The 14,115-nt window shown below is 33.3% G+C and carries 13 protein-coding genes and 1 CRISPR repeat array; of the genes, 11 read left to right on the forward strand and 2 right to left on the reverse strand.

The features are described from left to right. The first annotated feature begins 16 nt into the window (after nt 1-16). The 9 genes from cas8a1 (at nt 17) to NYE52_RS06975 (ending at nt 9,950) form a co-directional block, all read left to right on the forward strand. On the forward strand, nt 17-1,786 hold the full coding sequence (gene cas8a1, locus NYE52_RS06935) for a type I-B CRISPR-associated protein Cas8b1/Cst1 (protein ID WP_341192400.1): 1,770 nt from the start codon (nt 17-19) through the stop codon (nt 1,784-1,786). Continuing rightward, nucleotides 1,779-2,672, forward strand: a complete 894-nt coding sequence (cas7i, locus tag NYE52_RS06940; protein ID WP_341192401.1) for a type I-B CRISPR-associated protein Cas7/Cst2/DevR — start codon at nt 1,779-1,781, stop codon at nt 2,670-2,672. The genes cas8a1 and cas7i overlap by 8 nt, the downstream gene beginning before the upstream one ends. Before the next feature lie 11 nt (nt 2,673-2,683). After that, nucleotides 2,684-3,418, forward strand: coding sequence for a type I-B CRISPR-associated protein Cas5b (gene cas5b / locus NYE52_RS06945; RefSeq protein ID WP_341192402.1), 735 nt, complete (start codon nt 2,684-2,686; stop codon nt 3,416-3,418). Between the two features lie 76 nt (nt 3,419-3,494). Then, nucleotides 3,495-5,753 (forward strand): CRISPR-associated helicase Cas3', encoded by a 2,259-nt coding sequence (gene cas3 / locus NYE52_RS06950; protein ID WP_341192403.1) that lies wholly within the window; start codon nt 3,495-3,497, stop codon nt 5,751-5,753. Nucleotides 5,754-5,767: 14 nt separating this feature from the next. Continuing rightward, nucleotides 5,768-6,286: a CRISPR-associated protein Cas4 gene (gene cas4 / locus NYE52_RS06955; protein WP_341192404.1), complete on the forward strand. Its 519-nt coding sequence runs from the start codon at nt 5,768-5,770 to the stop codon at nt 6,284-6,286. Beyond that, a complete protein-coding gene (cas1b, locus tag NYE52_RS06960) occupies nt 6,279-7,262 on the forward strand; it encodes a type I-B CRISPR-associated endonuclease Cas1b (protein ID WP_341192405.1) in 984 nt (327 codons plus the stop codon). The genes cas4 and cas1b overlap by 8 nt, the downstream gene beginning before the upstream one ends. A 5-nt stretch (nt 7,263-7,267) precedes the next feature. After that, nucleotides 7,268-7,531 carry a CRISPR-associated endonuclease Cas2 gene (gene cas2, locus NYE52_RS06965; RefSeq protein WP_341192406.1) on the forward strand — a complete coding sequence of 88 codons (264 nt, stop codon included), beginning with the start codon at nt 7,268-7,270 and terminating at the stop codon, nt 7,529-7,531. Between the two features lie 231 nt (nt 7,532-7,762). Continuing rightward, nucleotides 7,763-8,181: a CRISPR direct-repeat array (repeat unit 29 nt; unit sequence ATTTTATCTGAACGTAGTGGGATATAAAG). 292 nt (nt 8,182-8,473) lie between these two features. Beyond that, nucleotides 8,474-9,067, forward strand: a complete 594-nt coding sequence (locus NYE52_RS06970) for a cell wall hydrolase (RefSeq protein ID WP_341192407.1) — start codon at nt 8,474-8,476, stop codon at nt 9,065-9,067. Between the two features lie 106 nt (nt 9,068-9,173). Further along, nucleotides 9,174-9,950, forward strand: a complete 777-nt coding sequence (locus NYE52_RS06975; RefSeq protein WP_341192408.1) for a serine/threonine protein kinase — start codon at nt 9,174-9,176, stop codon at nt 9,948-9,950. Nucleotides 9,951-10,001: 51 nt separating this feature from the next. Here NYE52_RS06975 and NYE52_RS24695 read toward each other — a convergent pair whose 3' ends face one another. Further along, nucleotides 10,002-10,229, reverse strand: a complete 228-nt coding sequence (locus NYE52_RS24695) for a hypothetical protein (protein ID WP_445669139.1) — start codon at nt 10,227-10,229, stop codon at nt 10,002-10,004. A gap of 294 nt (nt 10,230-10,523) precedes the next feature. Here NYE52_RS24695 and NYE52_RS06980 point away from each other — a divergent pair, with 294 nt between their 5' ends. Continuing rightward, nucleotides 10,524-11,579, forward strand: a complete 1,056-nt coding sequence (locus NYE52_RS06980; RefSeq protein ID WP_341192409.1) for an LLM class flavin-dependent oxidoreductase — start codon at nt 10,524-10,526, stop codon at nt 11,577-11,579. Continuing rightward, the gene (locus NYE52_RS06985; protein ID WP_341192410.1) at nt 11,579-12,529 is read left to right on the forward strand and encodes an ATP-grasp domain-containing protein; all 951 of its coding nucleotides are present in this window, start codon (nt 11,579-11,581) and stop codon (nt 12,527-12,529) included. Before NYE52_RS06980 ends, NYE52_RS06985 begins: the two co-directional genes overlap by 1 nt. 55 nt (nt 12,530-12,584) lie before the next feature. On the opposite strand, the gene NYE52_RS06990 is transcribed toward NYE52_RS06985, so the two are convergent. Next, nucleotides 12,585-14,084, reverse strand: coding sequence for a glycine betaine ABC transporter substrate-binding protein (locus NYE52_RS06990; protein ID WP_341192411.1), 1,500 nt, complete (start codon nt 14,082-14,084; stop codon nt 12,585-12,587). Nucleotides 14,085-14,115: the final 31 nt, after the last annotated feature.

Consider the following 14,115-nt stretch of genomic DNA (forward strand, 5'->3'; position numbering starts at 1 on the left):
GAGGTGAGGATGGATAGTGACAATAGCAAGAATAGAGACTGCTGATGCGCTTTTAAATGCTGGGATTACGGGCTTTGTGAATATCTTAAATGATGCCAATATTACCTCTTACAAATGTGGTAATAACTATATAGAGTTTGACATTTCAATCTTAGAAAATTTCCATCATTATTATTTTGATTATTTCGCAAACAGGTATAAAGAACTGTTATCACATACTTTTCTTGTAACAAAGGGAAAGGATTTTCTTTATAAAAAAGAATGGGATGATAAGACAATAGAAGACTGGAATAAATATATTGAAAGAGCAAAAAAGAATCTTAAAAGTAATAGTTATACAGCTGCATATAAAATGATGACTTGCAAGGAAATAGATTTATTAGAAATGGAAAAAAAGCTAAAGAAGTTAAAATTGAAAAAGAATCAAATCATTTCAGATATTCAAAATGAAATTCATGAACAAATAAATCAACTGAAAGTTATTATCGAGTTTTTAGAAAAGGAGAATGTAAAAAAATATATTCTTGCAAAAAATATTGCTTATACAATAATTGATAACTTTTGGGGAGGAGTTTCTTTTCTACATAAATCATCTACAACAGCTGATATTTTCGAAGAGTATAAAAAATATTTTATTGATCCAATAAGGCTCTATTATGAAGAAAATCATGCAAAAGATAAATATGTATGCTTTATTAGCAACTTACCAATTAAGAAATTATCAAAACCATACGCATATGATATGGCTTGGCTAACAAAAATGGGAGTAGATATGAGCAGGAAAACATCTCATTTTTGGAATTTGCAGTCAAATACATGCTATATCTCACCTCTTATTAATTTTATTTATTCTTGTATGCCTGCGGGGTTTACTTTTATGAATAATCAAGGATATTTTGTCAACTGTAACAGTTCAGTTAAAGCTTTAACAAGATTAAATAACAATCATGAAATGTATGCTGTTAGATCAGATGACAATATTCAACTACTAGAAGCAAGAACATATTATCAATTAATAGATTTCATGGAAAATCAAAAAAATAAAAAATCAAGGTATGAGATAGATAATATTCAAGTCATTAAATTTAGCAATACAGATAATAAAGCAGATAATTTCCGACCATACACTTATAATGTGTTATCAAAAGATAAATTAGAAGTTATTAAAAGACATCAAAAATCATTAAGCAATATGATTAGCAAGGTAGTGAAAACAGGCGATGGTTCCTACCTAAGGATCTATCAAAATGTAATGGAACGTTTATACAGTAATAAAAATCAATTTGATTTAATTGGTTTATTATGTAGGACAAATTTGCCGAACAGACCAGAGGAACCGATAAGAAGTAACAGGCTAATATTAGACATTGTCTACTTAAATAATAGCTTTATAGGAACGATTGTACGGAATCGCAAAGAGAAGGAGGATGGTTCGATGAGTGATTATTATTCTTATGTAAATAGGGAAACAATAGCACATGTGGAAAATTCAGGTAGAAAATTAGCCTATAATTATAAGGTTAGAAATGCCAGCAATAAATTAGGTGGGATTACCTATCGTTTACTTAATGCTTTAAAAACAAAGGATACAGGAAAATTTATGGACACTTTTATCAATGCCCATTTATATGCAGCAAGAGAAGGAGAATTAATCATTCCCCCTCAAATGACAGAGGCATTAATGGATGAAGATAAATTGCAAACACTTGGCTATGCATTTGTTTTAGGTTTGCGTTCAGGACTTAACCCTAAAGGAGATAAAAAGGAGGAAGAAGAAAATGAATAAAAAAGGTTTAACATTATCGATTGTTTTTGAAGCAGAAAGTGGCAACTATGGAGAAGGAGTCGGAAATGTCACGTCATTAAAAAAAATAACAAGGGGAACAGGCGATAGTTTTACATATATTTCAAGGCAAGCACTTCGCTATAACATCATCCAGCAAATGGGTGAAGATCGTACTCCGCTTGAATTAGATGGCTCTGTTATACAATTTGCTCCAGATGCTTTAATTTCTGATTATCCTGAAATTGATTTGTTTGGTTATATGAAAACAAATAAAGGAACGAAAACAAGATCTGCTGTTGCTCGTTTGTCTAATGCAATTGCATTAGAAAGTTTCCAAGCAGATACAGATTTTCTAACTAATAAGGGATTATTCGATCGTTATCAAGCAGCAACTATAATGGAAGGAAAAGAACAAAAAAAAGGTGGCAATATTGCGCAAAGCGAGATTCATCATTCGTATTATACGTATACAGTTACCATTGATTTAGATCAAGTAGGCATTGATTATAATGAGAAGGAAATTTCTGTTTCTAATGAGGAAAAAGCCAACAGAGTAAATGCTTTACTGCGAACTTTAAAATTTTTATATCGCGATATAAAAGGAAGAAGAGAAAATTTTTCGCCATTATTTGTGATTGGCGGTGTATATGATATTAAAAATCCATTTTTTGAAAATCGTATTAAAGTTAAGAATAATCAACTAAACGCACAAACGTTATCTAGTGTTTTAGCATTAGACAGCCACATAGCAGATCAGACAAAATGTGGTCTAATTGAAGGAATATTTGATAATGATCAACAAATTAAAGAGGAATTATCTCCTCTAACTGTTGCTGCTTTCTTTGATTTCATTCAAAAAGAAGTAAGCAATTATTATTTAGATTAAGTGGTGAGCATATGAGAGCACTTAGAATAAAGCTTTATCAGAATATGGTCAATTATAAGCTACCATCTAGTTTTCAATTAAAAGAAACATACCCACTACCCCCTTACTCAACTGTATCTGGCATGATTCATAGAGTGTGTGGTTTTACAGAATACCACCCATTAAAAATAAGTATTGCGGGAGATTATTATTCAAAAGTAAATGATCTAGCAACAAGATATGAATTCGCTGCATCAACATATGAGGAAGCCAGACATGCTTATAAGTTGCATTCTTCTGTGGAAAACCGGGATTATGGATTAGCACGTGGGGTAAGTACAACAGAACTATTAACAGATTTAGAATTAATGATTCATATTTTGCCAGAAAAAGAAGATGATTTAGAGGTTTTGTACCATTCGTTTAAAAATCCTTCCGAGTATATTTCACTTGGGCGTAGGGAGGATTTGGTAAGAATAGAAGAGGTAAAGCTTGTAGAAATAGTAGAGAAAGAAATAGAAGAGGATTATAGGTTAGAATATTCAGCTTATATTCCTGTAGAAGTTCAAAAAAATTATAGTGCGGATTTTGACTTTGTAACAGTATATAAGTTAAATCGTTATTACGAAAAAGTACAGATAAAAAAAGGGATGGAACAGCGAAGATGGAAACAAGTTTCCGCATTTTATGGTACAAAAGGAAAAGAATTGGTAAGTGATGAGGTTTATCAATTTGATGAAAATGAAAATATTGTATTTTTTTCCTGAATTAATAGAGTCAGTCATATAAAAGAGACTAGGATTTTTAAGAAGTTCCTAGTCTTATTTTAAAGGGGAGTGTAGTGTGGCAAATCTATTACTTGCAAAGTCAGATGAGAACTTTGAAGAAACAATTCAAAAGCATACTGAAGAACTTTTAGATGAATTGAAAAGCTTAAATGATATTTATCCCTATATACCAGAACTTAGATGGGATTTATTAAAGTTAGCATGTATATATCATGATGTAGGGAAAGTGAATACTAAATTTCAAAATAAGTTATTAATAGCGATGAATAAAAAGGAATATTTATTGGAGGATGTAATTCCTAAAGTACAGGAGGTGTCACATGGGTATTTAAGTTGTGCATTTATTCCTTATAAAGAGATATTAAAAGAAGATGAAGAAAGGGCAATTGTGGCACAAGCTGTCTATTACCATCATAAAAGACCTAAAGCAGATCGAAATGCGTTAAAGGCGGTCATTGCTCAGGATTTGCCGTTATATTATCAAGCTTTTAAAGAAGTATTTCCCTTTCAGCTGGCTGAGCCTAAAAGTAATTTCAAAAAATACCTTAAACGAATCAAAAAAACGATAAATCAAGAGCAAGCGAAACAATTTGTCCTTGTTAAAGGCTTGCTTAATAAAATTGATTATGCTGCAAGTGCTCATATCCCAGTGGAAATTGCTAACCCTGGTCTAGACAATTATGTAGATAAGTTTCTTGCTACTAAATATAGGAGCGGAAGAAATGAACTGCAAAATTATTTGCTGGAACATCAAAAGGAGAATAATATTGTGATTGCTTCGACTGGTATAGGAAAAACAGAAGCAGCGCTATATTGGATTGGAAATAGTAAAGGCTTCTTTACATTACCGCTTCGAGTTTCTATTAATAGTATTTATAAGCGCATAGAAAGTGAAATTAATTTTAAAGAAGTCGCATTACTGCATTCAGAAACAGAAAGTGAATATGTGAAAAATGACCAATATTCTATTGATTATTTTGAAAAAACAAGACAATGGTCGATGCCTTTAACAATTTCTACTCTTGATCAAATATTAGACTTTGTTTTTAAGGAAGAAGGATTTGAAAAGAAACTTGCAACTTTATCCTATTCCAAACTAGTGATAGATGAAATTCAAATGTATTCACCTAAAATGTTGGCCTGCCTTCTAGCGGCTTTAAAAGAAATTACAGATATAGGTGGGAAATTCACGATTATGACTGCAACCTTTGCTCCATTTTTATCAGATTTGATGGAGAAAAAATTAAACATACCATTCAATAAGCCAGATAATGCGTTCTACAAGAAAGTGAATGGGGAAGTTGTAGTTAGGCATCGTCTAATCGTAAAGAATGAGCAATTAAATATAGAGGATATTAAAAAAAATAGGATAGACAAAAAAATATTGATAATCGTAAATACTGTTCAAAAAGCTCAAGAAATATATGATGCATTAAAAGAGCGAGAAGATGTTTTTTTATTTCATAGTAGATTTACGAAAATGGATCGTAAAGCGAAAGAAACAGCTATTCAAGAAATGGGAAAATTGGAGAATAAGGACAGTGGCATTTGGATTACGACACAAGTAGTAGAAGCAAGCGTAGATATTGATTTCGATGTTCTTTATACAGAACTTTCTGATTTAAATGGTCTATTTCAACGAATGGGTAGAGTTTATAGAAATAGAATGTTGGACCATGACCGAGTCAATGTAGTTGTTTATGATGGTGGAGATGATTATCCATCAGGGATTAGTTATCGTGATAAATATAGTGTAGTAGATAGTAGTATTTTTGAAATTTCTAAACAAGCTTTGCAAGAATATAATTCTCCTATTATTTGTACAGAAGAGTTAAAGATGGAATTGATAGAAAAAAATTATACTACACAGCGTTTAGAAAGGAGCAATTATTATAAAGAAGTTAAAGAATTCTTGAATATTTTAGCAAGTATAGAGGAATATGATGAAGATTTAGATCCAAGAATTACAGATTTAAGAGACATATTTAATGAAACGATTATCCCATATTCCGTTTATCAGGAAAATAAAGATACAATAGAGGACTTAGTTGCTAAATATAGTAAAACGTTAGGAATAAAAGCAACGAATGCGATTAGAGAAGAACGTGCGATACTTCGTGATAAATTATATGAATTTACAGTGGATATTCCACAATATAGAGTTACAAATGCAAGAAAATTAAATAGAGAGGAACAATTTTTAAAGATAGGTAGCTATGAATCGATTAAAGTAATTGATTATGAATATGATTCAACATTCGGTCTAAAATATTCTAATGATAAAAAATTATTTTCTAATAGTCAAATTTTATAAGGAGAGATAAGAGGATGCTGCAAACGAATACAGTTGGTGGTGTGGATTTAGCCTACTATATTGTCTGTAAAAGAAAACTTTGGTTATATAAGAAAGGGATAGGAATGGAAAGTGAATCAGATAGAGTTCTCGAAGGATCTATTCTTCATGAGAATTCTTATCCTCGCCTTAATAAGGAAATCCTTATTGACGGTGCATTTAAAATAGATGCAATAGACGGGGAATTTGTTAGAGAAATTAAACTATCTAGTAAATTGGAAGAGTCAGATAAAATGCAGATGCTTTTTTATTTGTATCAGCTTTATTTAAGAGGAATTAAGAAAAAGGGCTTAATTAGCTATACAAAAGAAAGGAAAACGGTTGAGGTATTGTTGACAGAGGAAAATAATAGAAAGGTACAGAAAGCAATTGCAGAGGTTTATCAAATCATTGACCGAAATACTCCACCCCCTTTAATGAAGCTACGCTATTGTAAAAGTTGTGCTTATTATCCATTTTGTTTTTCAAGAGAGGATGAAGATGACGATGCGTGATCATTATGTTTTTTCAAATGGAAGACTAAAAAGAAAAGACAATACAATATATTTTGAAAATGAAGAAGGGCAGAAGAAACCACTTCCTATTGAAAAGATTCAAACATTGCATTTATTTGGCGAAATAGATGTTAATACAAAACTATTAACTTATTTAAGCCAATATGGTATCACTTTGCAGTTTTATAATTATTATGGTTTTTTTACTGGTGCATTTAATCCTCGAGATGCCAAAGAATCTGGCCATGTGATCGTGAAGCAAAGCGAGCATTATTCTGATAAGTATAAACGGCTGTACATAGCCTATCAATTTTTAAATGGAGCAGTTCACCATATGTTACGAAATCTGCGCAATTATAAAGAAGGAACAGCGGAATATATTGAAGGAATCCAGTTGTTATTTAGTCAGTTGCACACTTCGACAACAATTCCTGAATTGATGGGTCGAGAAGGACAAATTCGCCATCTCTATTATCAAGCATATAATCATATCTTTAAACAAGATTTTGTTTTTGAAAAACGAGAAAAACAGCCTCCGAGAGATCCAATCAACGCTTTAATTTCTTTTGGCAACACATTGATGTATCGAGTTGTATTAACAGAAATTTATAAAACTTCTTTGAATCCTACTATAAGTTTTCTTCATGAGCCTTCGACTAAGAGATTTTCCTTAAGTTTAGATATTGCGGAAATTTTTAAACCTTTAATCGTTGATCCAATTATTTTTTCTTTAATAAACAGAAAGCAGATTACAAAAAAACATTTTGATTACATAGAAGGCGAAATTTGCTATTTGAATGAGGAAGGAAAGAAAAAATTTATTACGGCGTGGGAAGAAAAATTAAATCAGTCTATTAAACACCGAATGTTAAAAAGAAATACAACATATCGTTATTTAATTCGGTTAGAATGTTATAAATTAATTAAGCATGTAATTGGCGACGATGTATACAAGCCGTTGAAAGCGTGGTGGTAGCATAAATGTTTGTTATTATTACTTATGATGTAAACGAAAAAAGAGTCGGAAAAGTTTGTAAAAAACTTAGAGAATATCTTGATTGGACACAAAATTCTGTTTTTGAAGGAGAAATAACAATTGGAAAATATACGCAATGTATGTCAGAATTAAATAATATAGTAAACAAAGAAACAGATTCCATATATGTCTACCAAGTGAAAAATCCACGTAATATAAAAAAGATTGTACATGGTAGAGAAAAGAATCCATTTGATCTCTTTTTGTAGTAACTTTGGTTGTTTAGATGTTAGAATTATTCTAAATAAGCTTTGGATTTGCATCAAACCTACTTTTTGAAAAAAAATCCAAACCTCTTGCTATCAAAGGTCTTAAAGCATATTTAAAAGGTTTTATAAAAACACTACTAAAGGTTCACTGCAAATTAGAGAAATATTGGTATTACAATAATGTACTTGAGCCCTGGGTATAAAAGGGTTTATGGTGTGATCTTTTTGAGGATTTTATCTGAACGTAGTGGGATATAAAGTCGGGAGAAAAAGTCACTACCGCACTATAGTTTCCATTTTATCTGAACGTAGTGGGATATAAAGAAGTTGGGAAGTGGTTAGACAAACGAGGGATTAGTCATTTTATCTGAACGTAGTGGGATATAAAGTGAGGACCAAATATTCCAAGTGTAGGCATTATTTTGATTTTATCTGAACGTAGTGGGATATAAAGGATGTATATGATGAGTTTTGCCGTTTCGCTGGAAAGAATTTTATCTGAACGTAGTGGGATATAAAGCCCTTATACTTCTGGTGGTTGAGTAGCATCTTCTAAGTTTTATCTGAACGTAGAGGGATATAAAGTGGTTACTAACAATGCCTTTTGGGGCATAGTTTTGCGTTTTATCTGAACGTAGTGGGGTAAAAGTATGATAAACGAAAAGTCAATAATACTGCTTTTTCTATAACTCTCCATTTATATTACAACCCAATACCTAATCGTAACATTCCTACCTAAATTTCCCCACCTAAGGAAATTCCTAGCTAACTAACCCAATTGGCTAACAATTCCACCAAAAATCCAAACCCTTCCGAAGCAAGGTTTTCACCTAGCAATCTCTCAGTTACCACTTTTTGGACGGTGAATAGAAATATTACATCTGCTAGCCTAGTAGTAGACACAGGAACAACACAGAAACGACTACTAGGAGGTAATTGGATTTGAATAAATTAAAGAAGCTAATAGTAGCCGCTGGATTAGTGTTATCTATTTCAGCTTTTACATTAATAGATCAAGCAGAGGCAGCGACGAACCGGACGATTCAGTCTGGGGACACTTATTGGAAAGTGGCAAAGGGATTTGGGATTCCTGTTAGTGATTTAATGAAAGCTAATAATAATAAACCATTAATTACTGGTCAAAATATCATTCTACCAAATGCAACAGTTTCCCCTGCGGATAAAGATTTAATGGCACGTTTAGTAAGAGCGGAAGCGGTTGGTGAACCATATGCTGGGAAGGTTGCGGTGGCAGTTGTTGTCTTGAATCGTGTGAAAAGTAAGCAATTTCCTAATACGATTCGTAATGTAATCTATGAGAAATCAAATGGATATTATGCATTTACACCAGTTCAAAATGGGGAAATTAATAAAGCTGCTGACGCCATATCAAAAAGAGCAGTAAATGAAGCAATCGCTTTAGGTGGACAAGGAAATGGTTCTCTGTATTTCTTTAATCCAAAAACAGCTACAAGTAACTGGATTTTAACACGTGAAGCAACCGTTACAATAGGAAATCATCGTTTTGCTAGATAACTAGTAATAGAAGCGCCAGTCTTAATAGATTGGTGCTTTTTTAAATTTTTGACTATTTTTGTTACAATAAAAGGTAGAACATTTAGTACAGAAGGGGTAAACGATATTGAAATGGAGTTATTTAACTCGTTGGATCTTTGATAAACCATTAAAGAGCGGAACTAGCTTAAACATATATGAAGTCAAAAAATGTCTTGGCTTAGGTGCATATGGGATCATTTATTTGTGCACAGATAATCGTTCAGGAAAAAAATATGTAGTTAAACAATTACGACCAAGTAAAGGGAAAAAACAGCGAGAACGTGAGAGATTTAAGGATGAAGCAGAATTACTTAGAAAAATAGATTATCCTGCGATTCCAGCTTTAGTGGATGAATTTAAGATAAATAATCAACATTATTATGTAATGGAATATGTAGATGGAGACAATATAGAAGATTTATTATTTTTTCATAATCAAAAGTTTACAGAAATAGAAGCACTACAAATAATGAAACAACTTCTTTCTATTCTAAGTTATCTTCATCAGCATAATATCTTTCATACAGATATTAGACCACCTAATGTGATCGTTAAACAAGAAAAAGTGCACTTGATTGACTTTGGGCTTGCGGTAGTGGAAGACAATGAGAAAGCAGTAAGGAATTATCGTCAAGATGATTACTATGACTGTGGTCAAATGATTTTGTTTTTAATGTATTCCCAGTTTAAAGGGAAGAAAAGCAAGAAACGTACATGGTTAGAGGAATTGTCATTGCATCCTGAAACGGTCATACTGCTCAAAAAGATGTTAGGAATAGCTGAGCCATATATCAATGTGAACGAAATAGAAAAAGATCTAAATAATGCGCTGGAAGCTTTAAAAGAACCCAAAAGCATATAGCAAAAAAATCTTGTACCTAATTGTACAAGATTTTTTTGCTTAAATATTAGCTTAACTACTATGCTTCCGACGCTTATAATAATGACTGCCACCGTATGGATTACGTTTTCTGTAATCAGAACTGCTGTAGCTTTTGTGTTTCCGATAACTTCTTCTGTCACTGCTACTATAACTTTTGTATTTGCGATAACCTCTTCGGTCACTACTACTATATTTTTTATAGCTTTTATGGCGACGGCTATTGCTGTAACTGCCTGAAATCTGCTGTATTTTCTTCATGATTTTTCTAAACATTGGATCACCTCATTTGAGCTATTAAATATACATTTTATCAAATAACGCAAAAATATAGCGGTAATTTACGAAAAAATTACATGAATGTAATATAAATGGTTGAATAGAAGGGAATTTCTGCTTACAAATGAATGTTATTTAATCATACTAATTTTATCGGTTTTAATATGTAAATATTGCATTCTAGTAAGAAATATAATAATATTATTAATATTCTAAACAGTTTGCATTATTAAAAGATAGCTTCTTTGAGAATATATGGGAAAAGGGGTAATGAACATGAAATATGGATTTTGGCTACCTATTTTTGGGGGATGGCTAAGAAATGTAGAAAATGAGAAAATGCCGCCGACGTTTGAATATGCGAAAGAAGTAATTCAAAGTGGAGAGAAATGGGGATACGATACTACTTTAATAGCCGAACTATATTTAAATGATATTAAAGGTCCTGAAAAAGATTCTCTAGAAGCATGGTCAACAGCTGCCGCTTTAGCTGCTGTTACGGAAAAGATAGAAATTATGACTGCGATTAGACCAGGTTTCCATAATCCTGCTGTTGCAGCAAAAATGGCTGCAAACATTGATCATATTAGCAATGGGAGATTTACGTTAAATGTTGTTTCCGCATGGTGGGAGCAAGAAGCTAGGCAATATGGCGGAGTTTTCACAGAGCATGATGATCGCTATGAGCGTACACAGGAATTTATTGATATATTAAAAGGATTATGGACAGAAGAAACGTTTAGCTATAAAGGAAAATACTATGAGATTTCTAATACAAAACTATCACCAAAGCCAGTTCAAAAGCCAAATCCAATCCTGTATGCAGGTGGGGAAAGTCCAAAAGGGAAAGAGATTATTGCCAAAAACTGTGATGCCTATGTGATGCATGGTGGTACGGTGGAAGAAATTGCGGTGAAGATTAAAGGAATGCAGGAAGAAAGACAAAAATATGGGAAAGAACCATTTTCTTCTTTTGGTATAGCTGCCTATGTTATTTGCCGCGATACAGAAGAAGAAGCACAAAAAGAGTTAGAGAGAATCACAGATGTAAAAGAGTCGTCTGCTTATGCAGGCTTTGATGATTTTGTTAATAAGTCTCAATTAGAACAGAAAATTAAATTATATGATTACTCGGTTTCCAACCGTGGCTTGCGTCCGAATTTAATCGGAACACCTGAACAAATAGCGAAAAAAATACTAGATTATGAGGAAGCGGGAGTAGATTTATTATTACTACAATTTTCCCCTCAGCTTGAGGAAATGAAAGACTTTTCCGAAAAGGTTATGCCGTTAGTGGAGACATTACGTAAAGAAAGAGAAGTGACTAGTTGATGAGTAAAATTTATGTAATTCATGAAAATAGTGAATGGACGGTTCATTTAACAAAAAGATTAGATGAATTAAATTTACCTTATGAAGAATGGGATTTATCAGAGGGGAGCTTTGATTTACTTCAAGAGCCTCCAGAAGGAATCTTCTATAGCAGAATGAGTGCTTCTTCTCATACACGTGGTCATCGGTATGCTGCTGAATATACGGCTGCGGTATTAGAATGGCTTGAATCTCATGGGAGAACGGTAGTAAATGGTAGTAGCGCATTAAAATTAGAGGTGAGTAAAGCAGCGCAATATGCTGCATTACAAAAACATGGCATAACTACTCCAAGAACATTAGTGGCAACAGGGAAAGAACATATTATTGCAGCTGCAAAGCAGTTGGGAGATCCTTCCTTTATAACAAAGCATAACCGAGCAGGAAAAGGTTTGGGTGTACGTTTATTCCATTCTATCAAAGAATTAGAAGCATATGTTGAGGGACCAGAATTTGAGGTACCAGTCGATGGTATTACCTTAATCCAGCAATACATTGAAACACCAGATCAATCGATTACAAGATGCGAATTTGTTGGCGGAAAATTCGTTTATGCAGTCAAGGTAGATACAGCAGGAGGCTTCGAGCTTTGCCCAGCAGATGCGTGCCAAATAGATGATCTATTTTGCCCAGTAGGTGAACAAGTGGAAGAAAAACCGAGCTTTACGATTCAACAAGGCTTCAATGAACCAATCATCGAAAAATACGAACAATTTTTAGCATCACAAGGTATATTAGTTGCTGGAATTGAATTCATGAAAGATCATAACGGTACAATTTATACGTATGATATCAACACAAATACAAACTATAATGCAGATGCAGAAAAAGTAGCTGGCATATATGGAATGCTTAGACTAGCGACCTATTTAGGGGATGAGTTGAGCAGTAGATATGGCGTTTCGAAGTAGATAATAATAAAGGGCTAGATACGATTATTGTATCTAACCCTTTGTTATATTCACTCTATTCAATTAACCCTTCCTCTTTCAAAAAATCCACAGCAACATCTTCATATTGCTCTTTATCAATATCGACACGTGCATTTAGCTCTTGCATTTTTTCATTGTCAATTTTTCCGACAAGCATGCCAAGTACTTCTTCTAATTCTGGATGTTTTTCTAATGTGTCTGCTCTAATTACAGGTGTAGCATAGTAAGGAGGGAAGAAGTTTTGATCGTCTTCTAAAACCTGTAGATCAAATGCAGGGATGCGTCCATCTGTTGAAAATGCATCAATTACATCAACATCTCCATTTTTAATGGCACTATACATAATGCCTGAGTCCATTGCTTGTGTATTTTTAAATTCTATTCCATACGTATCAATGAGACCAGGGTAACCATCCTCTCTTTCAAGGAATTCTGGTTCAGAGCCTAAGGTAAGTTGTGGGGCCATTTGTTTTAATTCCGAAATCGTTTTTATATTATACTTTTCGGCATCTTCTTTACGAAGCGTTAAGGTGTATGTGTTGTTAAAACCGAATGGCTCTAGCCAAACTAAATTGTAATCTTCTTTGAATTTCTTTTTTACAATGTCATAGGCTTCATCGGGGTCACTGACCATATCTTCCTTTAGAATGCTGAGTAATCCTGTTCCAGTATACTCCATGTACATATCATAATTGCCGGTGTTAACTCCTTCAAATGCTGGAGCTGTCCCGCCAAGAAAAGATTCATAGTTTACTTGTAAATCTGTGTGCTCTTCAATCAGATGCCCCATGACGTAAACCATAATTTCTTGTTCAGTGAAATTTTTACCGGTGATTGTGATGGTGTCTTTTCCACTTTTTACATTGCTGAAATTTGCAATGACAGTTGATAGTGGAAGGAGGACAATTATTGCTGCAATAATCCATATTCGAATACGACTTTTATTTTTATTCGCTTTTTTATTTTGATGTAAACCTCGAGGGGTAACATCTTCTTCAAGAAGTTTCAATAAATAATCAAATATAATCGCCAAGAGTGCAGAAGGAACAGCGCCAGCGAGTATAAGACCAGTATTGTATGTTTGTAAACCACGGAAGATTAAATCACCCAGTCCACCTGCTCCAATTAGTCCAGCTATCGTTGCGACACCAATAATTAAGACAGTTGCGGTCCGGATTCCTCCCATGATGACTCTTAAGGATAAAGGTAATTCAACCATCCACAGCACTTGGCGATTGGTCATACCCATCCCAACACCAGCTTCTATTGCGGAACGTTCTACCCCAACAATCCCTAAATATGTATTACGTAAAATCGGTAATAAACCATAAACAGTTAAAGCGATAATTGCTGGAAGCTTACCAGTTCCGATGAAAGGGACTAAAAACACTAGTAGGGCAAGACTTGGTATTGTTTGAAAGACGCCAGCAACTCCAATAATAGAGTCTGCTATTTTTCTGTGGCGAGTTAAATAGATTCCTAGAGGAACAGAAATTACAATTGCAATAGCAATTGAAAGAAGAGAAAGATACATATGCTCTAAAATTAAATTCCATATTGTTGGC

The organism is Niallia sp. FSL W8-0635, from assembly GCF_038007965.1.
In the GTDB taxonomy this organism is placed as follows: Bacteria; Bacillota; Bacilli; order Bacillales; family Cytobacillaceae; genus Niallia.